Origin of the sequence: Streptococcus sp. zg-86 (genome assembly GCF_017639855.1) — a bacterium.
Taxonomy (GTDB): Bacteria; Bacillota; Bacilli; order Lactobacillales; family Streptococcaceae; genus Streptococcus; species Streptococcus zhangguiae.
On the sequence record NZ_CP072115.1, the window covers coordinates 888867 to 912740 of the forward strand.

25 protein-coding genes, 3 tRNA genes and 1 other annotated feature are annotated in these 23874 nt (G+C 40.3%); all 28 genes read left to right on the forward strand.

From position 1 onward, the window contains the following. Nucleotides 1–200: 200 nt before the first annotated feature. The 28 genes from parC to pyrR all read left to right on the forward strand — a co-directional run bounded on the left by parC (nt 201) and on the right by pyrR (nt 23868). Nucleotides 201–2651 carry a DNA topoisomerase IV subunit A gene (gene parC, locus J5M87_RS04285; protein WP_154608640.1) on the forward strand — a complete coding sequence of 817 codons (2451 nt, stop codon included), beginning with the start codon at nt 201–203 and terminating at the stop codon, nt 2649–2651. A 280-nt stretch (nt 2652–2931) separates the two neighbouring features. After that, nucleotides 2932–3960, forward strand: a complete 1029-nt coding sequence (locus J5M87_RS04290; protein ID WP_154608639.1) for a branched-chain amino acid aminotransferase — start codon at nt 2932–2934, stop codon at nt 3958–3960. Nucleotides 3961–4017: 57 nt separating this feature from the next. Then, the gene (locus J5M87_RS04295) at nt 4018–4251 is read left to right on the forward strand and encodes a DUF2969 domain-containing protein (protein ID WP_154608638.1); all 234 of its coding nucleotides are present in this window, start codon (nt 4018–4020) and stop codon (nt 4249–4251) included. 51 nt (nt 4252–4302) lie between these two features. Next, a tRNA-Tyr gene (locus J5M87_RS04300) sits at nt 4303–4383 on the forward strand. Nucleotides 4384–4691: 308 nt separating this feature from the next. Continuing rightward, a tRNA-Gln gene (locus tag J5M87_RS04305) sits at nt 4692–4763 on the forward strand. A gap of 120 nt (nt 4764–4883) precedes the next feature. After that, a complete protein-coding gene (gene rpsA / locus J5M87_RS04310) occupies nt 4884–6089 on the forward strand; it encodes a 30S ribosomal protein S1 (protein WP_154608637.1) in 1206 nt (401 codons plus the stop codon). Between the two features lie 33 nt (nt 6090–6122). Continuing rightward, nucleotides 6123–6194 (forward strand) — tRNA-Arg (locus J5M87_RS04315). Between the two features lie 119 nt (nt 6195–6313). Then, the gene (locus J5M87_RS04320; RefSeq protein WP_154608636.1) at nt 6314–7342 is read left to right on the forward strand and encodes a threonine aldolase family protein; all 1029 of its coding nucleotides are present in this window, start codon (nt 6314–6316) and stop codon (nt 7340–7342) included. Between the two features lie 324 nt (nt 7343–7666). Next, nucleotides 7667–8809, forward strand: coding sequence for a cysteine desulfurase family protein (locus J5M87_RS04325; RefSeq protein ID WP_154608670.1), 1143 nt, complete (start codon nt 7667–7669; stop codon nt 8807–8809). Between the two features lie 11 nt (nt 8810–8820). Next, on the forward strand, nt 8821–10035 hold the full coding sequence (thiI, locus tag J5M87_RS04330) for a tRNA uracil 4-sulfurtransferase ThiI (protein WP_154608635.1): 1215 nt from the start codon (nt 8821–8823) through the stop codon (nt 10033–10035). A 90-nt stretch (nt 10036–10125) separates the two neighbouring features. Further along, nucleotides 10126–10701, forward strand: a complete 576-nt coding sequence (locus J5M87_RS04335; protein ID WP_154608634.1) for a hypothetical protein — start codon at nt 10126–10128, stop codon at nt 10699–10701. 50 nt (nt 10702–10751) lie between these two features. Beyond that, nucleotides 10752–10822 (forward strand) — a sequence feature (ribosomal protein L21 leader region). A 37-nt stretch (nt 10823–10859) separates the two neighbouring features. Next, complete coding sequence (gene rplU, locus J5M87_RS04340; RefSeq protein WP_008808969.1) at nt 10860–11174, forward strand: 50S ribosomal protein L21; 315 nt, start codon at nt 10860–10862, stop codon at nt 11172–11174. 51 nt (nt 11175–11225) lie between these two features. After that, nucleotides 11226–11519, forward strand: a complete 294-nt coding sequence (rpmA, locus tag J5M87_RS04345; protein WP_067089616.1) for a 50S ribosomal protein L27 — start codon at nt 11226–11228, stop codon at nt 11517–11519. A gap of 83 nt (nt 11520–11602) precedes the next feature. Then, entirely contained in the window at nt 11603–12466 is an 864-nt protein-coding gene (locus J5M87_RS04350) for a GNAT family N-acetyltransferase (RefSeq protein WP_154608633.1), read from the forward strand. A gap of 697 nt (nt 12467–13163) precedes the next feature. Beyond that, the gene (locus J5M87_RS04355; RefSeq protein ID WP_154608632.1) at nt 13164–13577 is read left to right on the forward strand and encodes a hypothetical protein; all 414 of its coding nucleotides are present in this window, start codon (nt 13164–13166) and stop codon (nt 13575–13577) included. 58 nt (nt 13578–13635) lie between these two features. Further along, nucleotides 13636–14049 carry a hypothetical protein gene (locus J5M87_RS04360; RefSeq protein ID WP_154608631.1) on the forward strand — a complete coding sequence of 138 codons (414 nt, stop codon included), beginning with the start codon at nt 13636–13638 and terminating at the stop codon, nt 14047–14049. 58 nt (nt 14050–14107) lie between these two features. Continuing rightward, a complete protein-coding gene (locus J5M87_RS04365; protein ID WP_154608630.1) occupies nt 14108–14512 on the forward strand; it encodes a hypothetical protein in 405 nt (134 codons plus the stop codon). Nucleotides 14513–14570: 58 nt separating this feature from the next. Continuing rightward, entirely contained in the window at nt 14571–14990 is a 420-nt protein-coding gene (locus tag J5M87_RS04370) for a hypothetical protein (RefSeq protein ID WP_154608629.1), read from the forward strand. Nucleotides 14991–15069: 79 nt separating this feature from the next. Next, complete coding sequence (locus J5M87_RS04375; RefSeq protein WP_154608628.1) at nt 15070–15990, forward strand: hypothetical protein; 921 nt, start codon at nt 15070–15072, stop codon at nt 15988–15990. Then, nucleotides 15983–16372, forward strand: a complete 390-nt coding sequence (locus J5M87_RS04380; RefSeq protein WP_154608627.1) for a DUF1310 family protein — start codon at nt 15983–15985, stop codon at nt 16370–16372. The genes J5M87_RS04375 and J5M87_RS04380 overlap by 8 nt, the downstream gene beginning before the upstream one ends. 325 nt (nt 16373–16697) lie before the next feature. Continuing rightward, entirely contained in the window at nt 16698–17321 is a 624-nt protein-coding gene (locus J5M87_RS04385; protein WP_154608626.1) for a hypothetical protein, read from the forward strand. A 218-nt stretch (nt 17322–17539) separates the two neighbouring features. Beyond that, nucleotides 17540–18445 (forward strand): LysR family transcriptional regulator, encoded by a 906-nt coding sequence (locus tag J5M87_RS04390; RefSeq protein ID WP_154608625.1) that lies wholly within the window; start codon nt 17540–17542, stop codon nt 18443–18445. 1 nt (nt 18446) lies between these two features. Then, a complete protein-coding gene (gene lspA / locus J5M87_RS04395) occupies nt 18447–18911 on the forward strand; it encodes a signal peptidase II (protein ID WP_154608624.1) in 465 nt (154 codons plus the stop codon). Beyond that, the gene (locus J5M87_RS04400; protein ID WP_154608623.1) at nt 18895–19785 is read left to right on the forward strand and encodes an RluA family pseudouridine synthase; all 891 of its coding nucleotides are present in this window, start codon (nt 18895–18897) and stop codon (nt 19783–19785) included. Before lspA ends, J5M87_RS04400 begins: the two co-directional genes overlap by 17 nt. Nucleotides 19786–19844: 59 nt before the next feature. Then, nucleotides 19845–20180 carry a zinc ribbon domain-containing protein YjdM gene (locus J5M87_RS04405; protein WP_067089781.1) on the forward strand — a complete coding sequence of 112 codons (336 nt, stop codon included), beginning with the start codon at nt 19845–19847 and terminating at the stop codon, nt 20178–20180. Nucleotides 20181–20257: 77 nt separating this feature from the next. Then, on the forward strand, nt 20258–20902 hold the full coding sequence (locus J5M87_RS04410) for a Pr6Pr family membrane protein (RefSeq protein ID WP_154608622.1): 645 nt from the start codon (nt 20258–20260) through the stop codon (nt 20900–20902). 234 nt (nt 20903–21136) lie between these two features. Next, nucleotides 21137–22924, forward strand: coding sequence for an oligopeptide ABC transporter substrate-binding protein (locus J5M87_RS04415; RefSeq protein WP_154608621.1), 1788 nt, complete (start codon nt 21137–21139; stop codon nt 22922–22924). Nucleotides 22925–23337: 413 nt separating this feature from the next. Further along, a complete protein-coding gene (gene pyrR, locus J5M87_RS04420) occupies nt 23338–23868 on the forward strand; it encodes a bifunctional pyr operon transcriptional regulator/uracil phosphoribosyltransferase PyrR (RefSeq protein WP_154608620.1) in 531 nt (176 codons plus the stop codon). Nucleotides 23869–23874 lie beyond the last annotated feature (6 nt).

Genomic DNA, 23874 nt, shown 5'->3' on the forward strand with positions numbered 1-23874 from the left:
TACCTTCAAGATAAATTGAAAAATCTTAGATTCCCAACTTGGCATAAAAGCATAAGAGTGCTGACATCTTATAGTATATTAGGCAACTATATAAAAAACAACAAAGTAAGAAAGGAAGGTTCAGTTGATTCTTTACAACTGAGCATGGGACTAATTTTCTAGGAAAATTTTCGGAAAGCCGAGTTGTCCCTTTGTATCTTATGAGTAACATTCAAAACATGTCCCTTGAGGACATTATGGGAGAGCGTTTTGGGCGCTATTCCAAATACATCATTCAGGAGCGGGCTTTGCCAGACATTCGAGATGGCTTGAAGCCTGTGCAACGGCGGATTCTTTATTCCATGAATAAGGATGGCAATACCTTTGATAAATCCTATCGAAAATCAGCTAAGTCTGTCGGAAACATCATGGGGAATTTCCACCCGCATGGTGATTCATCGATTTACGATGCCATGGTTCGTATGAGTCAGGATTGGAAAAATCGTGAAATTTTGGTCGAAATGCATGGAAATAATGGTTCCATGGATGGTGATCCGCCAGCTGCTATGCGATATACCGAGGCACGCTTGTCTGAAATGGCAGGCTTCCTGCTAGAGGATATCGAAAAGAAAACCGTACCATTTGCTTGGAATTTTGACGATACAGAGAAAGAACCGACTGTATTGCCTGCGGCCTTTCCAAATCTCTTGGTCAATGGGGCGACAGGGATTTCTGCTGGATATGCGACGGACATTCCACCGCACAATCTTGCAGAAGTTATTGATGCCGTGATTTACATGATTGACCACCCAACTGCCAAGGTCGAAAAACTCATGGAATTCTTGCCAGGACCTGATTTTCCAACCGGAGCGATTATCCAAGGGCGAGATGAGATTCAAAAGGCCTATGAAACAGGAAAAGGGCGCGTTGTCGTACGGTCTAAGACTGAAATTGAGCAGTTAAAAGGTGGCAAGGAGCAAATTGTTGTCACAGAAATTCCTTATGAAATCAACAAGTCTGTTCTGGTCAAAAAGATTGACGATGTTCGTGTGAATAATAAGGTAGCTGGGATTGCGGAAGTTCGTGATGAATCCGACCGAACTGGTTTGCGCATTGCCATTGAACTCAAAAAAGAGGCCAATCGTGACTTGATTTTGAATTATCTCTTCAAATATACGGATTTACAGGTCAATTATAATTTTAACATGGTTGCGATTGACAATTTCACACCGCGTCAGGTTGGGATTGTTCCGATTTTGACCAGCTACATTGCCCACCGCAAAGAAGTCATTCTGGCTCGCAGCCGCTTTGACAAGGAAAAGGCTGAAAAACGCCTACATATTGTTGAGGGCTTAATTCGTGTCATTTCGATTTTGGATGAAGTCATTGCGCTTATTCGTGCTAGCGAAAACAAATCAGATGCTAAGGAAAATCTCAAGATCAGCTATGATTTTACTGAAGAGCAGGCAGAAGCGATTGTGACCTTGCAACTCTACCGCTTGACCAATACGGACGTTGTCATTCTGGAGGAAGAAGAAGCAGAGCTTCGTGAGAAAATTGCCTACTTGGCTGCTATTATCGGTGATGAGCGTACCATGTATAATCTCATGAAAAAAGAACTTCGTGAGGTTAAAAAGAAATTTGGCAATCCACGTCTGAGTGAGCTGCAAGATATGGCCAAAACTATTGAAATTGACACAGCAAGTCTTGTGGTAGAAGAAGAGACCTATGTAAGCATTACCAAAGCAGGCTATATCAAACGTACCAGTCCTCGTTCCTTTGCAGCTTCAACTGTAGAAGAAATCGGTAAACGTGACGATGATCGCTTAATCTTTATGAGCCCAGCAAAAACGACTCAACAGCTCTTGTTGTTCACAAGTCTAGGAAATGTTATTTACCGACCTGTTCATGAATTATCGGACATCAAGTGGAAGGAAATTGGCGAACACCTCAGCCAGACCATTTCCAATTTTGAAGTTCGTGAAGAAATCATCTATGCGGAATTAGTAGACAATTTTGATACAGGTATCTATATTGCTGCAACCAAAATGGGACAAATCAAGCGTGTCGAGCGTAGTGAGTTCAGTCCTTGGCGAACCTATAAGTCCAAATCCCTTAAATTTGCCAAATTGAAAAATGATGAGGATCAAGTGGTGTTTGTGGCACCGGCTCAGCTAGAAGATGTCATGCTCATCACGAAAAATGGCTATGCCCTACGCTTTAATAGTGAGGAAGTACCAGTTGTTGGTGCTAAGGCAGCTGGTGTCAAAGCGATTAACCTAAAAGGAGATGATACCGTGGCAGCAGCCTTCCTGGTATCCAGCAAGGCCTTCTATCTTTTGACCCATCGAGGGGCATTGAAGAAAGTAGCAGTTGAGGAGATTCCAGCAACCAGCCGTGCCAACCGAGGCTTGCAAGTCTTGCGTGAATTAAAAGCCAAACCGCACCGCGTCTTTGCTGCAGGAATGGTGCAAGGAGAGGCAATTGATTTTGACCTGTTCCACCAAGGTGAAACCTCAGAAGAAAGTCAAATGTTGAAAGTGATTTCGACCACAGCTCAAGTATACGAGATCAACCTTTCAGACCTTTCTTTCTCAGAACGGACCAGCAATGGCAGCTTTATCTCTGATACGATTTCAGATGAAGAAGTCAGCGAAGCCTATATGAAGTAAAAATCAGCCTTGTGCTGTTTTTTCTTTCGATGAAATTATCTGAAAATTGAAAACAATGCTTGAAAATCTCGAAAAATGGTGTACAATAGTAAGCACAGAGTTAGAACCTGTATTCATAACTCATCAACTCTATTCAGGGCTTATTTTTCGTTACACATCGTTGCTTTTTTTCGAAATACAGTCAGTATTCCTTCAAAAAAAACGGCTTGATGATCGCAAAATAAGCTCCCGATTAGAATGACTTCGCTTATGAATACAGGTTCTTAAAAAGGAGAAGCCTATGACCGTATCACTAGACTGGGAAAATCTTGGATTTTCCTATATGAAATTGCCCTATCGCTATCTTGCAACCTATAAAGATGGAAAATGGCATGAAGGAATCCTGACAGAAGATGCAACTCTTCATCTGTCTGAATCATCGCCTGCTCTTCACTACGGGCAGCAAGCCTTTGAAGGGTTGAAAGCCTATCGGACAAAGGATGGATCAATTCAGCTCTTTCGACCAGACCAAAATGCCGAGCGTCTGCAACGGACTGCTGATCGTCTTTTAATGCCCCAGGTACCGACTGAGATATTTGTAGAGGCCTGCAAAGCAGTAGCGAGGGCAAACAGTGAGTATGTACCTCCCTATGGAACAGGCGGCACGCTCTATCTTCGTCCGTTGTTGATTGGTGTTGGTGATATTATTGGCGTGAAGCCAGCCGAGGAGTATATCTTTACCGTTTTTGCCATGCCAGTTGGGAATTATTTCAAGGGTGGGCTTGCTCCAACTAATTTTCTCATTCAAGATCAATATGACCGTGCAGCTCCGAATGGAACAGGTGCAGCAAAAGTCGGTGGGAATTATGCGGCTTCTCTTTTACCAGGTCAATATGCTAAGAAAAAAGGCTTTTCAGATGTGATTTACCTTGATCCAGCGACCCATACCAAGATTGAAGAGGTCGGTTCAGCTAATTTCTTTGGGATTACCAAAAACAATGAATTTGTCACACCAATTAGTCCTTCCATCCTGCCATCCATCACAAAATATTCTCTCTTGTACCTAGCAGAACATCGCCTAGGGATGAAAGCAGTAGAACGTGAAGTATTGGTGGATGAATTGCCAGAATTTATCGAAGCAGGCGCCTGTGGAACGGCTGCAGTTATCTCTCCAATTGGTGGTGTGCAGCACGGCGAAGACTTCCATGTATTCTATAGCGAAACAGAAGTAGGTCCTGTTACCCGTAGACTCTATGAAGAACTAACGGGCATTCAATTTGGAGATATTGAAGCACCTGAAGGTTGGATTGTAAAAGTGAATGAAAACTAGTGCTTGTACTTGCAAGCTCTAGTTTTTTTGTGTAAAATGGAAAAAGTGAGGTTTGATATGAGTAAAAAAGATAAAAAAATTGAAATTCAACTGGAAGAAGGTAATGTTCAAGTCAATGGAGAGCAGTTTCCTGGCTACACTCTAACCATTGGAAAAAAAGTGATTGGTGAGATTGCGGAATTGGCAGAACACCATTTTGCAGTTGTCAAAAACGGAAATACAGAAAGTTTTTATAAAAAACTCGAAAAAGCAGTCGGAAATGTGATTGAAAATTACAATTTGCACCATTAACCCCTTGTAAAGGTCACTATTTTATGATAGAATAGTCACTATCGGTACTTAGGAGAGATAGCGAAGAGGCTAAACGCGGCGGACTGTAAATCCGCTCCTTCGGGTTCGGGGGTTCGAATCCCTCTCTCTCCATATCTAAGATACAAAGACCGCGGAAATTGACAGAAAAAATAGGAAATTGGCGAATTGAACATTGTTCAAGAGACAATTTATCTTTTTTTCCTAAATTTCAGGTCGTGTTCAATTAGATAGGATACGAGTGCGTTAAAAATCCCGTATGAAAATAGAGGAGTGACGCTGAGTCTTTAGACTCAAGGAAGTCTGTACCTAAAGGTAGCCACATCTGTAATCCGGTTAAGACCGGAACAGTTGCGTCTCTTTTTTACTAGGGATTTAGCACGAGTTCAGTTCTAAATGAACTGGATAGTTAGTATCAATTTTGGGGTATAGCCAAGCGGTAAGGCAAGGGACTTTGACTCCCTCATGCGTTGGTTCGAATCCAGCTACCCCAGTCAAGGTATTAGGAAGTTCCTAATTCGTCAAAGATGCTCTTTTGTTTGTCCTTGCGTGTGCCTTAATAAAATATATTTTATGTTGAGTCGGGAGACTTGATTGTCGGAGGTTTTTTTATAATGAACGAATTTGAAGATTTGTTGAACAGTGTAAGTGAAGTTGCACCTGGTGATGTGGTAACTGCAGAAGTATTGACAGTAGATGCTGGACAAGCGAATGTAGCTATTTCTGGAACTGGTGTTGAAGGTGTCCTAACTCTTCGTGAGTTGACAAACGACCGTGAAGCTGACATCAACGAACTAGTTAAAGTTGGTGAAACGCTTGAATTACTCGTACTTCGCCAAGTTGTTGGTAAAGATACAGACACTGTTACCTATCTTGTATCTAAAAAGCGTTTAGAAGCACGCAAAGCATGGGACAAACTTGTTGGACGTGAAGATGAAGTTGTTACAGTTAAAGCAACTCGTGCAGTAAAAGGTGGCTTGTCAGTTGAGTTTGAAGGCTTACGTGGATTTATCCCTGCTTCAATGATTGATACTCGTTTCACTCGTAACACTGAGCGTTTTGTTGGTCAAGAATTTGATGCAAAAATCAAAGAAGTTGATCCAGCAGAGAACCGTTTCATCTTGTCACGCCGTGATGTAGTAGAAGAAACAGCTGCTGCAGCTCGTCAAGAAGTATTTAGCAAATTGACTGTTGGTGAAAACGTAACAGGTAAAGTTGCTCGTATTACAAGCTTTGGTGCTTTCATCGATCTTGGTGGTGTAGATGGACTTGTTCACTTGACTGAATTGTCACATGAGCGCAATGTATCACCTAAATCAGTTGTAACTGTTGGTGATGAAGTTGAAGTAAAAGTTCTTGCGATTGACGAAGAAGAAGGTCGTGTATCACTTTCATTGAAAGCTACAACACCTGGACCATGGGATGGTGTTGAGCAAAAATTAGCTGCTGGTGATGTTATCGAAGGTAAAGTAAAACGATTAACTGACTTCGGTGCTTTCGTAGAAGTATTGCCAGGAATTGATGGCCTTGTACATATCTCACAAATTTCACACAAACGTGTTGAAAATCCAAAAGATGCGCTTACAGTTGGTCAAGATGTAACAGTTAAGGTTCTTGAAGTAAATGCTGCGGATGAACGTGTATCCCTTTCTATCAAAGCTTTGGAAGAGCGTCCAGCTCAAGCTGAAGGTGAAGAGAAAGCTGAAAAGCGTGAATCACGTCCACGCCGTCCAAAACGTCAAGAAAAACGCGATTTTGAACTTCCAGAAACTCAAACTGGATTCTCAATGGCTGATCTTTTCGGTGACATTGAATTGTAATCGAAGACTTGCCTTGTGCAAGTCTTTCGCTTGCCGTCCTTAGTGTAATGGATATCACGTAAGATTCCGGTTCTTGAGATGGGGGTTCGATTCCCTCAGGACGGATTAGATAATTTGAAAAGCCTTGATTTTAAAGGCTTTTTTCTCATTATGTGACTTTCAGTCCGTTTCGCTCCGCTCCGTAGGTGCGAAACAACTGACTTATAGGTAAATAAGGAGAAACGATGCTACATTTTGAAAATGATTACAATAAGGGAGCGCATCCTGCACTATTGGAGGCTCTTATTGCAACGAATGATTTGGGCTTATCGGGCTATGGTACAGATGAGTATAGTCGTCGAGCAAGCGAGAAAATTCGACAGGCCACTATGTGTCCTCAGGCTGAGATTACTTTTTTAACAGGCGGTACCCAGACCAATCAAGTGGTTATTGATGCTCTCCTAGCTTCTTATGAGGGGGTGATTGCAGCAGACACTGGTCACATTTCTGTGCATGAGGCTGGTGCAATTGAATTTTCAGGTCATAAGGTACTGACACTACCTCATCAGGATGGAAAAATTCAAGCAAGTGCTGTCCGTCAGCTCTTAGAAACTTTTTATGCGGATGCCAATCATGAGCACATGGTCTTTCCAGGAATGGTCTATATTTCGCATCCGACAGAGTATGGCACCCTTTACAGTAAGGAAGAACTGTCAGATTTAGCTACAGTCTGCAAGGACTATCAGATTCCCCTCTTTTTAGATGGTGCACGTTTGGGCTATGGATTAGCAGCACGTTCGACAGACCTTGATTTGCCAACGATTGCGGAATTGACAGATGTCTTTTCTATCGGTGGTACGAAAATGGGGGCGCTTATGGGAGAGGCCGTTGTCTTTACCAAGTCTAATCAGCCCAAACATTTTACAACGATTGTCAAACAACATGGTGCACTCCTAGCAAAGGGGCGTTTGATAGGTATTCAGTTTGATCGTTTGTTTACCGAGAATCTCTATCTGCAATTAGGAAGTCATGCCATTACCATGGCTGAGCAATTGATTGGAATATTGGAAGAAAAAGGCTATCGCTTCTATCTTAAATCTCCCACCAACCAGCAATTTTTATTATTGACAGATTCGGAATTAGAAAAATTAGAAAAAGCTGGAGTCTGCTATGGATTTTGGGAAAAATATGATGCTACCTATAACGTTATTCGCTTAGCAACCAGCTGGTCAACCAGTCAGGAAGATATAGACGCATTAGCTCAGATTTTATAATTTGATACGGGCAGAAAGATGAGTTTCTTCCCGTTCTCTCTGTGTTTACAGTCACGACAAAGGCATGAAGAAAATATCGTTTTCAGAAATCGTTTTTTTATTGTTAGTATTAGTATTTAGAAAAAATGATGGTACAATTAAGTCGTTAACGAGAGAAAAGTTACTATTTTTTCAAAAAAGTTATGAAATGGGTAAAAAATTGCACTTATCAAAAATTAGGATAGGTGCAATTTTTCATGCGTTTGTCCTGGTTTACAGTTTTTTTCTGTCTATCAGGCCCTAAAATTTGGTATAATGAAAAGATAGATGAAAAGAGGATAGATGATGATTTATTTAGATAATGCGGCGACCACGCGTCCTTATCCTGAGGCTCTTGCAACCTATACAGAAGTTGCTTCAAAAATTTTGGGGAACCCATCCAGTTTACATCAGCTGGGGAGTCAGGCAAGCCGAATTTTACAGGCTTCTAGGAAGCAAATTGCAGACCTTATAGGTGTTCTGCCACAGGAAATTTTTTTTACTTCTGGTGGGACAGAAGGGGATAATTGGGTTATCAAGGGTGTTGCTTTTGAAAAGGAGCAGTTTGGCAAGCATATCGTTGTGTCTGATATTGAACATCCTGCGGTCAAGGAATCTGCACTTTGGCTGAAAACACAAGGATATGAAGTGGATTTTGCCCCTGTTGATCAGCAAGGTTTTGTCGATGTGGAGAAATTGGCAACCTTATTACGCCCAGATACAATCTTGGTCTCCGTTATGGCAGTCAATAATGAGATTGGCTCGATTCAGCCCATTCAGGCTATTTCGGATTTACTAAAAGATAAACCAACGATTTCCTTTCATGTAGATGCCGTACAGGCCTTGGCTAAGATTCCGGTAGCTACTTATTTAACGGAGCGTGTTGATTTTGCCACTTTTTCCAGCCATAAATTTCATGGTCTTCGAGGTGTCGGCTTTGCTTACATTAAAAATGGAAAGAAAATCACCCCTCTGCTAACAGGTGGTGGGCAGGAAACAGATAAGCGTTCCACAACTGAAAATCTAGCAGGGATTGCAGCAACAGCTAAAGCTCTTCGACTAGCAATGGAGCGGCAGGAAGAATTTACCCACAAAACTAGTCAGATGAAGCAAGTGTTGCTCCAAGGATTGTCCGCCTATGAAGATATTCGAATTTTCTCTGGTCAAGACCAGTTTGCCCCGCATATTCTGACCTTTGGTCTCAAAGGGGTTCGGGGAGAGGTTCTAGTCCATGCCTTTGAGGAGTATGGTATCTATGTTTCAACGACCTCAGCTTGCTCATCCAAGGCAGGAAAACCCGCTGGAACGCTCTTATCCATGGGGGTTCAATCTCAGCTTGCAACAACAGCCGTTCGCATGAGTTTGGATTTAGAAAATGATATGAGCCAAATAGAGCAGGTACTGACGACCTTTAAAATCATTTATGAACAAACGAAAAAAGTAAGATAGAAAGAGAAACTATGCAGTATTCAGAAATTATGATTCGCTACGGAGAATTGTCTACCAAAGGCAAAAATCGGATGCGCTTTATCAACAAACTCAGAAATAATATTCAGGATGTCTTATCCATCTATCCAGCAGTGAAAGTCATGGCAGACCGTGATCGGGCCCATGTTTATCTCCATGGAACCGACTACAAGCCAGTCGCAGAAAGCCTCAAACAGATTTTTGGGATTCAAAATTTTTCACCGTCTTACAAGATTGAGAAATCTGTTCCAGCCTTGATTGCTGCGGTGCAAGAAATTATGATGGACATCTACCAAGAAGGAATGACGTTTAAGGTCTCTAGCAAGCGGAGCGACCATGGCTTTGAACTGGATAGCCGTGAGCTCAATCAAACCTTGGGAAATGCCGTTTTTGATGCGATTCCCCATGTTCAAGTTAAAATGAAAGCTCCAGATATTGAGTTGCGAGTGGAGATTCGTTCAGAAGCAGCCTATATCTCCTATGAAACCATTCGTGGGGCAGGTGGGCTTCCTGTCGGAACATCTGGCAAGGGGATGCTCATGCTGTCTGGAGGAATCGATTCGCCAGTAGCTGGTTACTTAGCTCTTAAACGTGGTGTAGATATTGAAGCAGTGCATTTTGCAAGTCCTCCGTATACCAGTCCAGGTGCGCTGAAAAAGGCGCAGGATTTGACACGAAAATTGACCAAGTTCGGTGGCAATATCCAATTTATCGAGGTTCCATTCACAGAAATTCAAGAAGAAATTAAGGCAAAAGCGCCTGAAGCTTATCTCATGACCTTGACACGTCGTTTCATGATGCGGATTACCGACCGCATTCGTGAAGAACGTGGTGGTCTTGTGATCATCAATGGAGAAAGCCTAGGACAAGTGGCGAGTCAGACCTTAGAAAGTATGCAGGCCATTAACGCGGTGACCAATACCCCCGTCATTCGCCCTGTTGTGACCATGGATAAACTAGAAATTATTGACATCGCTGAGAAAATCGATACCTTTGAGATTTCCATTCAGCCTTTTGAAGATTGCTGTACCATTTTTGCCCCAGACCGTCCAAAGACCAATCCTAAGATAAAAAATGTCGAGCAGTACGAAAGCCGTTTGGATGTAGAGGGGCTGGTAGAGCGGGCTGTTCGTGGTATTATGGTGACAGAAATTACCCCTCAGGCAGAAAAAGATGAAGTTGATGACTTGATTAGCGATTTGTTGTAATGGTCATCTGAGATCGCCACATACATAGTAGATATTGACGAAAAGAAAGGCTTTGACAAGGCACAAAGAGTTGAAAAGGAAACATACAGAATGGGAAAAGATGTGATAGATGGGCTATGGAATACACTATCTTGGAAGGCAGAAGTTGAAAATGTTATTATGGGAATGGTGCCGTCTAAGTATTATGTAGTGGGAGCTTTTCTTCGTTTCTTGCTCATCTTACTTGTCTATCTTTTCTGTTATCGAAAGCTACGAAGGCGAGGATGGAGAGCAGTATTTTTTACTATAAGAGAGAACTTATTTGACAGCCACATGACAAAGAAAAAATTACAGCTACTTGTTAGCTTACCTCTTTTAGCTCTTTTCTATCCTGCATACGAATGTTACCGTTTATCCACTGTATGGCTGCGTTATGAGTATTTTGCCAACCAAACAGTTGACCAAGTAGAGGTGATGCAGGTAAAGGAAGTAACAACAAGGATTGGCTATAGTCGTAGCCACTATTCTTCAATCTTAATGACTCTTGAAGCGTCAAATGGCGAGCAACATCTAGTGAATGTTTCCAACTCTACAAAACAAAAAGCAAGAGAAGCTGAGACAGCTAAGGGAGCTATGGTGTCCGTTTCCCTCAATTCACAGAAAAAAATTATATTTATTGAGTGGTAATACTTGTCAAATTCCGCTAAGAGTGATAGAATAAGAATGTTGACTATGCACAGCCTGTGCAACCGCTCGATCATCGTTTAAGAGGTTCGTCCCACGATGCTAGGCGAGTCTTCACAAAAAATTCGGGACAAGTCCCATATTATCATAGGAGGTGCATAATGAGCACATACGCAATCATTAAAACTGGCGGAAAACAAGTTAAAGTTGAAGTTGGTCAAGCAATCTACGTTGAAAAATTGAACGTTGAAGCTGGTCAAGACGTTACATTTAACGAAGTTGTTCTTGTTGGTGGTGAAAAGACTGTTGTCGGAACTCCACTTGTAGCAGGTGCTACTGTTGTTGGAACTGTTGAAAAACAAGGAAAACAAAAGAAAGTTGTTACTTTCAAATACAAACCTAAAAAAGGTAGCCACCGTAAACAAGGTCATCGTCAACCTTACACAAAAGTTGTTATCAACGCTATCAACGCTTAATTTTAGCCTGGCGCAACAACACTCATCACAGAATATTGGAGGACTAACATTATGTTAAACTTGAATCTTGCTAACTTGCAACTATTCGCCCACAAAAAAGGTGGAGGTTCAACGTCAAACGGTCGTGACTCTCAAGCAAAACGTCTTGGAGCTAAAGCGGCTGACGGTCAAACTGTATCAGGTGGTTCAATTCTTTACCGCCAACGTGGTACAAAAATCTATCCAGGAGCTAACGTAGGTCGTGGAGGAGATGACACACTTTACGCTAAAGTTGAAGGCGTAGTACGTTTTGAACGTAAAGGACGCGATAAAAAGCAGGTATCTGTTTACCCTATCGCGAAATAATAAGGAACACCTTATTACTGGCTTTAGAAAGCTTACCTGAGAACTTGCCTTTTGGCAGGTTCTTTTTTGTTCAGGAGGACGATATGAGGATTAGGAAAAGAAATTGTTTACCAGATGAAGAAATGAAGCAGGTCTTGAACTTGCTAGAGACCTGTCATGCATATGATGGAACAGCTAGTATCCCTTATTTGGCGAATGACTATAATGTTGATCCAGATATGCCTTGCATCTTTCTGGCCTATGAAGAAGAGACATTATTGGGCTGTCTTTATGTTTATGCAGATGAGATTGAAGATGTAAGTGTATCACTCTTTGTCTTACCGTCAGCTAGAAATCAAGGAATTGCAAGAGCCTTGGAAGCAGCATTTATCCAAGTTGCCAAAGAATATCAACTGTCAGGGATTTCCTATGAGACAGAGCGAATTTTTATCGAGAAAAATCCATGGTTGCTCTCTCACTTTAACTTGGTCGAGGAAGACGATGCAGAACTGTGGTTGAGACGAGAGCGAAAGCCCTATGATCTGGAGAGTCGTGATGATTGTAAAGTCGTCTTAGCTGAAAAAGAGATGATTGGAGCCATTGCCAAGGTTCAAGCTGAAGCCTTTCAGAAGAGCATTGACAATAGCGAGCAATATGCACATGCTAGCCTTGAAGGAGACGACACCTTGTTATATGTATTGATGAAGGACAAGGAAGTCCTTGCTTCGGTCACAATCGATACGACATCTGATTATAACCATATTTTTGGCTTGGGAGTAGCACCTGTTCATCAAGGTCAAGGATTGGGGAGTTACTTAATGAAAGAGGTCATCTGTCAGTTGCTTTCTCGAAATGATAAAGCCTTTCAGATTGTCGTTGAAAAAGAAAACATAGTAGCTGCCACTCTGTATCGCAAACTAGGCTTTACAGATGTTACAGAAGTCGTCTACCTAGCTGCTAAGAACTAGAACAGCATACAGCAGAGCAAAAGAAAAAGCCTTGTGGGGCTGTTAATACACGAATGATGTGGATGAAATATAGTGAATTGAATAAATGTTAGGTCATCGTTCAGTCGCTTTGCTTCAATAGTCCAGTGGACTGTTGAAGGTTAGAAATAGGGATTATGGAGTAAGCCTCAATTAACGCCAGTTCTATCTGCAGCTCCTTTCCTTGTCCTATTCCTTTCTAATCCATTATAGTTTCTTGAGCAGTATAATCATTGAACAAGATAGCAAGCCATGCTATAATAATGTCAAGGGAAGACAAGTAAGTTGAACTACTCACTTGTCTAAGGTTTTAGAAGAAGAGTTTGATGACTTCTAGAATGATTTTTATCAGTTCAACGGTTGCCATCGTTAGATTGATACATTCTAGAGCATTAAGCTCTTTTCTTTTATGCTTTCCTTTACGGTCCTGTATATACCTGCCCCCCCTTTCTAGCCTTGACCTAAAGGGGGAATTACAAGCTGATTTAACAGTTTGCTAAAATAGTATCCCTTAATTTACTTGTTTTTACAAGTATTTTTTGTTATCTTGAGATGTGGTTTTGTCAGAATGTAGGAGTAAGTCTTGTTACAGTAAAATGGCGCAAATTAACGTTGGTCAAACTTATTTTTTATTGTATAATAGAGATAGAAATTTGCTTTTAAACAGAAGGGATCTTCTATGAACAAATTATTCAATGTCATCCTCGGCCTAGGTTTTCTATTGATACTTGGTGCAGGGATTTATCAGCTGGTAGAACCAATTCTCCCTCCCATATCTACTAGAGACAAGCAAATCGCTTACCTCAAAGAGCATGAGCAGGAAATGACGGACTATGTGAAATCCCAGAATCCGAAAGTGGAAAGTGTTCAATGGGATTGGGAGAGCGTGAAAACAAAAGAAGTTCAGCCAAATGCAGGAGGGATTCCAAGAGGAAAGAAATATAAAGAAGTAACTATCAAAGGGGTGTTTAACAATATTGAGCGTTCTAATTTCCGAGTAGGATTAAAAGTATCTCCAACTACTGGTTATCCAGAAATGGAAAACATCTACCTAAAGAGCCCGTTTAGAGTGGGAGGAATGCTGTATGAGTAATTTAGTAACTTTTGATAATCTTTATGCAAATCTCGTAACAGGCTAAAAGGAGTTTCTCATGAACAAATTATTCAATGTCATCCTCGGCCTAGGTTTTCTATTGATACTTGGTGCAGGGATTTATCAGATGGTAAAACCAAACCTCCCTCCCATATCTACTAGAGACAAGCAAATCGCCTATCTCAAAGAGCATGAGCAGGAAATGACGGACTATGTGAAATCCCAGAATCCAAAAGTGGAAAGTGTTCAATGGGATTGGGACAGCGTGAAAACAAAAGAAGTTCAGCCAAATGCAGGAGGGATTCCAAGAGGAAAGAAATATAAAGAAGTAACTATCAAAGGGGTGTTTAACAATATTGAGCGTTCTAATTTCCGAGTAGGATTAAAAGTATCTCCAACTACTGGTTATCCAGAAATGGAAAACATCTACCTAAAGAGCCCGTTTAGAGTGGGAGGAATGCTGTATGAGTAATTTAGTAACTTTTGATAATCTTTATGCAAATCTCGTAACAGGCTAAAAGGAGTTTCTCATGAACAAATTATTCAATGTCATCCTCGGCCTAGGTTTTCTATTGATACTTGGTGCAGGGATTTATCAGATGGTAAAACCAATCCTCCCTCCCATATCTACTAGAGACAAGCAAATCGCCTATCTCAGAGAGCATGAGCAAGAGATTATTGACTTTGTTAAATCAGCCAACCCGAAAGTTGAATCGGTTCAAATTGACTGGAGTCAGACCCAGTGGGGAAAGATAGGAAACGGAACCCCTCAAGGCGGAGGAGATGCGATAGATGTTTATGGTGGTTTTAACAACATTGAAGATTCAGATTGGGGCATTGTTATAGGAATTAAATATGAAAAGGATGGGCAGATTCGCATTAAAAGTATGTGGTTTGGAAGTCCATTAAGTATAGGAGGTGAACTACTTGAGTAATTTGGTGACTTTTTATAATATCTATGCAAATCTCGTAACAGGCTAAAAGGAGTTTTTCATGAACAGATTATTCAATATCATCCTCGGCCTAGGTTTTCTATTGATACTTGGTGCGGGGATTTATCAGATGGTAAAACCAAACCTCCCTTCCCTATCTACCAGAGATAAACAAATTGCTTACCTCAAAGAGCATGAGCAGGAAATGACGGACTATGTGAAATCCCAGAATCCGAAGATAGAAAGTGTTCAATGGGATTGGGATAGCATGGAGATAAAGAAAGTCCAACCAGACGCAGGAGGTATTCCTATTGGTAAAAAATATAACGAGCTGAATATTTCAGGTCGCTTTAATCATATAGAAGACTCTTACTTTGTATTAAGTTTTGGGTTTGATATTGAAGAGCTATATCCAGATATGGAACACAAAGCTATAACACAGTATTTTACGATAAATGGAGGTAGAGAACTATATGAGTAATTTACAAAAATTGGTAAATGGCATTTTTCAACGCCTTTTTGTTACTTCGGAAAAGTGCTAGGATTTGGGTGATAAAACCATGACAAAGAAAACACTTTTTAACGCCAGTTTTGAAGAGAGTTTGAATTTGGAAGATGACCAAGCGTCTAGCGAATTTATAAAGAAAAATTTGGCAGAGACACAGGAGAAAGAAAAGTATCGAGGAACTTTCAAATCCTATGTATGGCTGGTCCTCTTGACGATTTTATGTATATTTGGACCTAATTGGCTTTTATATAAGGGAAGTCATTATATTTGGGGGCATACTGAAACGAACCTCTTGCAACCAGCCACCCATAACTTTTTACCCAAGTGGCTATTCCTTGCCTTAGGCACTAGTTGGCTCGTTATCATTCTGATTGGCAAAAAGTTTTACCAACAGTTTATATTGATTTATAGAGGACAATTTCACTTATTTGTGACCTACTTTTTATGGTTGCTGATTGAATGGAATTTATTTTGTTTAACAGCATTCTATATGACTCTTGGATTTTTGGGTGTGAGCTCGTTCTTTCTTGCCAACGTCTATGTTGGGTATTTCATTATAAAAAGTAGAAGCAAGGATCTTCTAAACCTTATGTATAGGAAAGTTAGAGAAGCAAGTCAAAAAAGAAATGTTGTGTTTGGAAAGAGTGTCAATCGGCTCATGAGTCTTTTAGGTCTACTGTCATTATTTTGGTTTTGCATAAAATCTTTTATCCACTTTAAGATGGAAGTAGGGAGTTGGTTAGCGATTCTGGTCTTTCTGCTTTTTTGGTTCTTTGTCAATAGCGCCATGATAGTGTACGAAAGTTATGTCGTCCTCCCTTTTATGCTACGGGGCTTCTATCGATTAAAATACCCCGAAGAATACCGTGAATGGGAAGGTAAAAGCTTAGAAGAGTGGTACGGCAAGAAATATTTGAAGAAGCACAAGGACTTATATCAGACGGATAAAGTAGAGGAAAAGGGGCATGTCTAAACAGTTGAAACGAATCGGGCTGATAGTGCTTGTCCTCGGGATTGGCATAGGAGGCTTTAGGATGTACCACTATCAAGAAAAACAGAAGATGATCGCCATTGCCCACAGTAAGGAAGCAAGACAGTTATATGAGGACTATTTAAAACAAGAAGATCCGAATGCTTTTACAAGCAGAGGTTTTATCGAGAGTTATGAGGTCAATGAAGATAGTATGAGTTATAATCCTATGGGAGGCTTGATGATTCAACTAATCATCAATAACAACAAGGATATGACAGTCAGCTTGAACTTAATAGATAATGGAGATGGGAAATTTATATCAGCTTATTATGTTACTTCTAAAGAATTTTGGGAAACACAAGAGCAACATCAAAAGGAATAAGTTATGAAAAGGTATATTAATGAAGAGCATCTGCAAATTGCAATGACAGAGTATTTAAATCCCAGTCTTAATAGGATTGTTACTACTCCTGCTGATCGGACTATTTGAACTGTGACACAAGTGTATGATGATGTCAGAAGTAATACTCAATTTAGATTGGTGCAGAAAGAAGATGGCAAACTTAACCTATTCGCGTGAAGTACGCCAATTACTTGAAGGATAAGGGTAACGCATGAAAAATGGTTTACAAAAGAGAATATGCAAAAAATAAGGAAAACGCCATTCTATCAATTGTAACATTATTTAGAGGGGAGATTGATGACAAATGGCGGTAGTTGATAAGAAGAAACCTAGAAAGTCAAAGTGGAAAAAAGCGATTGGAATTCTATTCTTAGTTATAGCACTTTTAATAGGTGGGAAATGGTATATGGATAGAAAGAAAGTGGACGGCTTGTATCGCCATGGTTTCTCGCTCTTGGAGGAACAAATCGCAACCTATATCGTGGAACATTATGCCGGAGTGAGTAAAGTAGAGTTCTCCCCGATTTATGTGGATAGGAGTACGGAAAGTTTAGATATCGTTCCAGTAATTTATGATACGGATGGAAACCGAGCTGTACTAGGCGGCAATGTCCCTAAACAGAATATTATGTTTGCTACTTACGGTAGTCATGTAGGCCTTACTGCTATAGATTTTACTATTGATGGAAATCATATTATTTATCTAGGAAATTCTAAAAATGGTGAAGAGATTGATGTATCTGATTCAACTGTTTTGCCTGAAGCTGCAAGGCTTGAAAAATCAAGAGACATTGATGATAATATTGAGGCACTGGTTGCTGATAATCAACTAACAGCTATCTATAAACAGGACGGTGGTAGCCCTAATGCAGAAATTGTCTATAATTTAAACATTATTCGAGGAGAGGTTGATGACAAATGGCAGTAACTGATAAGAAGAATGTGCTAAAGAAGCCAATGAGCAGGGGTATATCTAAACAGTGGGTCTGATGGTGTTTGTTCTTAGTATAGGAAAGTTATCTGCTAACAAAATCAGCTTTGGCTGGTTTTTTATGTGCCTTGCTACAGGAATTTGTACGACATGCGCTATACCATTTGCGATGGATTATGATATAATAAAGAGTATTTTACAAAGGAAGTGGCAGCATGAATATTCAACAATTGCGCTATGTTGTGGCGATTGCAAATAGCGGGACTTTTCGAGAAGCAGCAGAGAAAATGTTTGTCTCACAGCCGAGCTTATCCATTTCTGTACGTGATTTGGAAAAAGAATTGGGCTTTAAAATTTTTAGTCGGACTAGCTCAGGCACCTTCTTGACACGTCGGGGAATGGAATTTTATGAAAAAGCCCAAAGTTTAGTAAAGGGGTTTGATCAATTCGAACACTTGTATTTACAGCCAGATGATGGTGAAGTAGAGTTTTCCATTTCCAGTCAGCACTATGATTTTTTACCACCTTTGATTACGGAATTTTCGCAGCAATTTCCTGAGTATCCAAAATTTCGTCTGTTTGAGTCAACGACAGTACAGATTTTAGATGAGGTTGCACAAGGACACAGCGAGTTGGGTATTATCTATCTCAACCATCGTAACACCAAAGGAATTATGCAAAAGTTGGATAAACTCCGTTTGGAAGTGGTAGATTTGATTGATTTTCAAACCCATATCTATATCCGTAAGGGACACCCTTTGGCTAAGAAAAAAGAGATTGAGTTAGCAGATTTAACAGGACTTCCAACCGTTCGTTTTACCCAAGAAAAGGATGAATATCTCTATTATTCGGAAAATTTCTTTGATACTTCAGACTCATCTGTAACCTTCGATGTGACGGATCGTGCTACCCTAAATGGTATTTTAGAGCGAACAGATGCCTATGCGACTGGTTCGGGATTTTTAGATAGTGAGAGTGTACATGGGATTATGGTAATTCCCTTTAAGGAAGAAAAGGGCAATCGCATGGTATATGTCAAAAGAGAAGATAGTGAATTGAGTCCTTGTGCGCAAGATTTCATCAGCGTCATGGAAGACTATTTTGCCAAAAAGAAAGGATAACATGAGAAAAATCGGATTTCCACTTTGGATTGTCTGCCTAATCATTATGGATCAATGGGTAAAGGCTTGGACTGTAGCCAACATTGCCTTGAATGAACAACGTACTTTTATTCCAAAAATTGTCAATTTGTATTACCTACGTAACTACGGAGCTGCTTTTTCTATTCTCCAACATCAGCAATGGTTTTTTACCCTAGTGACTCTCATCGTGATAACAGCAGCTGTTTGGTATTTCATCAAGCATATCAAGGGGAGTCTTTGGACTCTATGGAGCCTATCTCTTGTGATTGCAGGGGGAATCGGAAATTTTATTGATCGCCTTCGTCTAGGTTACGTTGTGGATATGTTTCATCTTGATTTTATCGATTTTCCTGTTTTTAATGTCGCAGATATATGTTTGACGGTTGGTGTAGCAGTCTTGTTTATCAGTATTATGAAAGAAGAGAATAATGGAAATAAAAGTTGAAACAGGTGGCATTCGCCTAGATAAAGCCTTGGCTGACCTAACTTCTTTATCACGCTCAGTCGCAAATGAGCAGATAAAATCTGGCTTGGTCCGTGTCAATGGTGAGGTGAAAAAAGCCAAATACACGGTTCAGACAGGAGACTGTATCCAATACGAGATTCCTGAAGTGGAAGAAATTGACTATGTCGCAGAAGAGATTCCACTTGAGATTGTGTATGAAGATGCAGATGTAGCTGTTGTCAATAAGCCGCAAGGCATGGTGGTACATCCCTCAGCTGGTCATACTTCAGGTACTCTGGTCAATGCACTTCTGTACCATATCAAGGATTTATCTGGTATCAATGGAGTCATGCGACCAGGCATTGTTCATCGTATTGACAAGGATACATCTGGTCTTTTGATGATTGCTAAGAATGATGAAGCCCACCAGAAATTAGCAGAAGAATTAAAGGCGAAGAAATCCTTACGAAAATATGTGGCGATTGTCCATGGCAATTTGCCAAATGATCGAGGTGTAATTGAAGCGCCGATTGGTCGTTCGGACAAGGATCGTAAGAAGCAAGCAGTATCTGCTAAGGGGAAAGAAGCTCTGACTCGTTTTCAAGTGCTAGAGCGCTTTGGAGACTATACCTTGGTCGAGTTAACCCTTGAAACGGGTCGGACACATCAGATTCGTGTTCATATGGCCTATATTGGTCATCCAGTTGCTGGAGATGAGGTGTATGGACCACGTAAGACCCTAAAAGGTCATGGTCAGTTCCTACACGCTAAGACCCTTGGTTTTACACATCCTAAGACAGGTGAGCTTGTGACCTTTACGGCAGAAGAGCCTACTATTTTCCATGAAACCTTAGAGAAACTCAGAAAAGCCTAACTTGCTCAATTAAACCGAGCATGGTATACTAGAACAGTTACAAAAGAAGAGGAGTGAATATGGAAACTTTACCAAATTGTCCAAAATGTCAATCAGAATATGTCTATGAGGACGGTGTATTGCTCATCTGTCCAGAGTGTGCCTATGAGTGGAACCCCGCAGAGGTTGCTGAAGAAGAAGGACTTGTGGCAATCGATGCCAATGGAAATCGTTTGGCAGATGGTGACACGGTAACCTTGATTAAGGACTTGAAAGTCAAGGGAGCACCGAAGGACTTGAAACAAGGCACACGTGTGAAAAACATTCGCATTGTGGAAGGTGACCATAACATTGATTGTAAGATTGATGGTTTTGGTGCCATGAAATTGAAATCAGAATTTGTGAAAAAAATCTAACCAAATAGGTTCTTATAAGAATTGGGAGTCGGACACGTTATTGTTTCGCTCCCTCTTCTTATTTTAGGAGGAATACATTGAACTATCAAAGTAAGTATTTTTATTCGCGTTGTTTGTTGGCTATTCTTGCCATTGTCGGAACGACTCTTGAGATTGTTAAGTATGGTATTGGGATGCTGATGTATTATACCGTGCAGTCCAATTTGCTGGTAGCTCTATTTTCGACTTACATGGTCTCTGCTCTGTACCGTAAAAAAGACTTGCAAAGTCGGTCCTTCCTACGGATAAAAGCAGCAGTCACCATGTCGATTATGATTACCTGTGTCATTTATCATCTGATGCTAGCTCCCTTAGCGACAGATTTTTGGCGGGTGGAAAATCTTCTCTGTCACTATATTGTCCCGCTTTACTTTCTACTAGATACCTTGTTTTTGGACAAGCAAAGACAATACAAGTGGTTTGATCCAATTTGGTGGACAACCTTGCCAGTTATCTATTTAGCTTTTGCTCTCATCAATGGTCTGTTTATCAAATGGCCCATTCCTGAGGCGAAAGACAGTCCCTTTGCCTATTTCTTCTTAAATGTTCCCAAATACGGTTGGAACTTTGTTTTGAACTATTCAGTCACTATTTTTATTGCTTATTTACTGGCTGGTTTTGCTTTACTATTGCTGAAATCCATTCGCGTACCAAATCGGTCACGAAAACCACGTACTGTTTAAATATTCTTTTATACTCTTATATATTTTCAAAAAATATCATGAAAAGATTGAAATTCTCCTTAATTCTGACATATTAGGGAGGATTTTCTTACATGACAATGTTAGAATATGCAAAAATTCTGAATATTCCTTCATAAAAATACAGACAAAAGAATAATTTTATGCTAAAATACAACAACAGACATGTAGGATGCGTGTCTAGCTAAGATCAAAAAAATCTTGAGGTATGGTTTTATGAAAAAGACAACAAAAATGTTCTCACTGGCTGCAGTGACTCTCTTATCCGCTTCTGTATTAGCAGCATGTGGATCAAAAAAAGCATCAAATGCTGAACAAGAAAACTTATCATTCCAAACGGAAGTAACAAATGAAGGGACTCCAATCAAAGGTGGTCAACTCAACTATGCAATTGTAGCTGCTTCAGCTTCTACAGGATTGTTGATGGATGAATTGTCAGATAATACCGTTGATAGTTCTTTTGGTGGTCTGGTTGATGAGTCCATGTTTGGATATGACGGTGACCGTAAGCTAGATGATTCAGGCCTTGCCAAGGTTGACTTCGATTTAAAAGGTAAAAAACTTACTGTGACATTGACTGGTAAGGATTATAAGTGGTCTGATGGACAGCCATTTACAATTGATGATTATATCTTTACCATTGAAAAAATGGCTGATAAAGGCTATACTGGTGTGCGTTTTGATGAGCGTTTCACAAATATCGTCGGAATGGATGATTTTGTCGCTGGAAAAGCAGATAAGATTTCAGGGATTGAAAAAGTTGACGATTATACAGCTGTCCTAACTGTGAAAGAAATGACTCCTTCAATGATGTATGCAGGAGGAAATGTTCCAGCCTATGTTATGCCAAAACACATCTTCAAGGATATTCCTGTTGCTGATTGGGAAAAGAGTGACTATGCACGTGCAACGACTAAGTTTGTTGGTATGGGCGCATTCAAAATAAAGGAGGTTGTCGGTGGTGAATCGGTTACCTTTGTAGCGAATGAAAATTACTTTGACGGCAAACCAAAAGTTGATAGTGTGAAGATGGATATTGTATCTCCTGATACCATTGTGTCAGAGATGAAAGCAGGTCACTATGATATAGCTGAAATGCCAAGTGACCAATTAGATTCCTTTAAAGACTTATCTAATATCACAGTCCTTGGTCGTCTTGCTTCTAGCTACGAATATGTATCGTTCAATCTTGGAAAATATGACAAGGATGCCAATAAAAATGTTATGAATCCTGATGCCAAGATGAATGATGTGAAATTGCGTCAAGCTATGGGGTATGCACTTGATAATAAGACTGCAGGAGATAAGCTCTACAATGGTTTGTATCACCCAGCAACTTCATTGATTATTTCATTCTTTGGTGATTTACATGATTCAGAGTTAGAAGGCTACACTTACAACCCAGAAAAAGCGAAGAAATTACTCGATGAAGCAGGTTATAAAGATGTAGACGGAGACGGTATCCGTGAAGATAAGAATGGAAAACCATTCAAGATTAGTCTTGCAGCTCGTAAACGGACTGAGGCAAATGAAGCTCTCGTACAACAATACATTAACTGGTGGAAAGAAGTTGGCTTAAATGTTGAACTCTACACAGGTCGTACGATTGAATTGAATTCATTCTATGATATGATTCAAGCAAATGATGCCAATATTGATGCTTACATTGGTGGTTGGTCAACAGGTTACGATCCAAATCCAACAGGTTTGTGGGGACCAGAAGCTCAATTCAATATGTCTCGTTACGTATCAGATGAAAATACTGAGTTACTCAAGGCTATCGGTTCAGAAGAATCATTTGACGAGAAGAAAAATCTTGAAAATTACAAGAAATGGCAAAAATATGCCTTTGAGCAAGCATTTGCGATTCCAACCTTCGAATCAGAAACCCTTACAGCTGTCAATAAACGTGTTAAATATTCAGATACACTATTAGGATCAGCTTCTAAAGCACCATTGAATAAGGTTGAATTAACAGCTGATCAAGGTGTAGCTGAGAAATAAGCTAGACGAAAAATAAAATATAAGGATTGGCAGAACGGCCAGTCCTTATTTGTCTATAATAGTGGTATTTTAGACAGTTCCTTACGGTTTCGCTACTAGGTTTTAGGGAGTGCTGTTCATTTTCGACCTACGATTTGTTTTTTGAGAAAAATTCTGTTATACTAATAGAAATAAATCCTTTAAGGACTGTTCCGTGAAACAGGCAAGGAGTATCAGCTAAAACAGGTTTCTGGATAGCTTAGTAAGACGAAGTAAATAGTCAGATGTTGAATCGCAGGTTGAACTGCCATTAGGCAAGGTACACATTTCACTTATTTTACCCGTTTTAAGAAGCAATATAAGACCTTATTTTCTGGAATCTCCTTGTGGTCAAGGAGATTTTTTTGCGCCAGTAGGCGAGAAGGGAGTTTGTCATGAAAACCAAGGAAATAGTAGATGAGATGACCATGAAACGGGCTATTACCCGGATTACCTATGAAATCATCGAACGCAATAAAGAGCTAGATAATATTGTCTTAGCTGGGATTAAAACACGTGGAGTCTATATTGCAAAACGTATCCAAGAGCGCTTGAAACAGTTGGAAGGAATTGATGTTCCACTTGGAGAACTGGATACCAAGCCATTTCGGGATGACATGAAGGTCGCAGAAGATACAACTGAGATGACTGCTGATGTGAATGACCGCGATGTGATTTTGGTTGATGATGTTCTCTATACAGGACGGACCATTCGAGCTGCGATTGATAATATTGTGTCACTTGGTCGCCCTGCCCGAGTTAGTCTAGCGGTTTTGGTGGATAGAGGCCACCGTGAATTACCAATTCGAGCAGATTATGTCGGAAAAAATATTCCAACCAGTCGCACAGAAGAAATCATTGTGCAGATGGTGGAGTCAGATGGCAATGATTCGGTGTTATTGGTTGATAGTAACGAGGCGAAATAAGAGGTA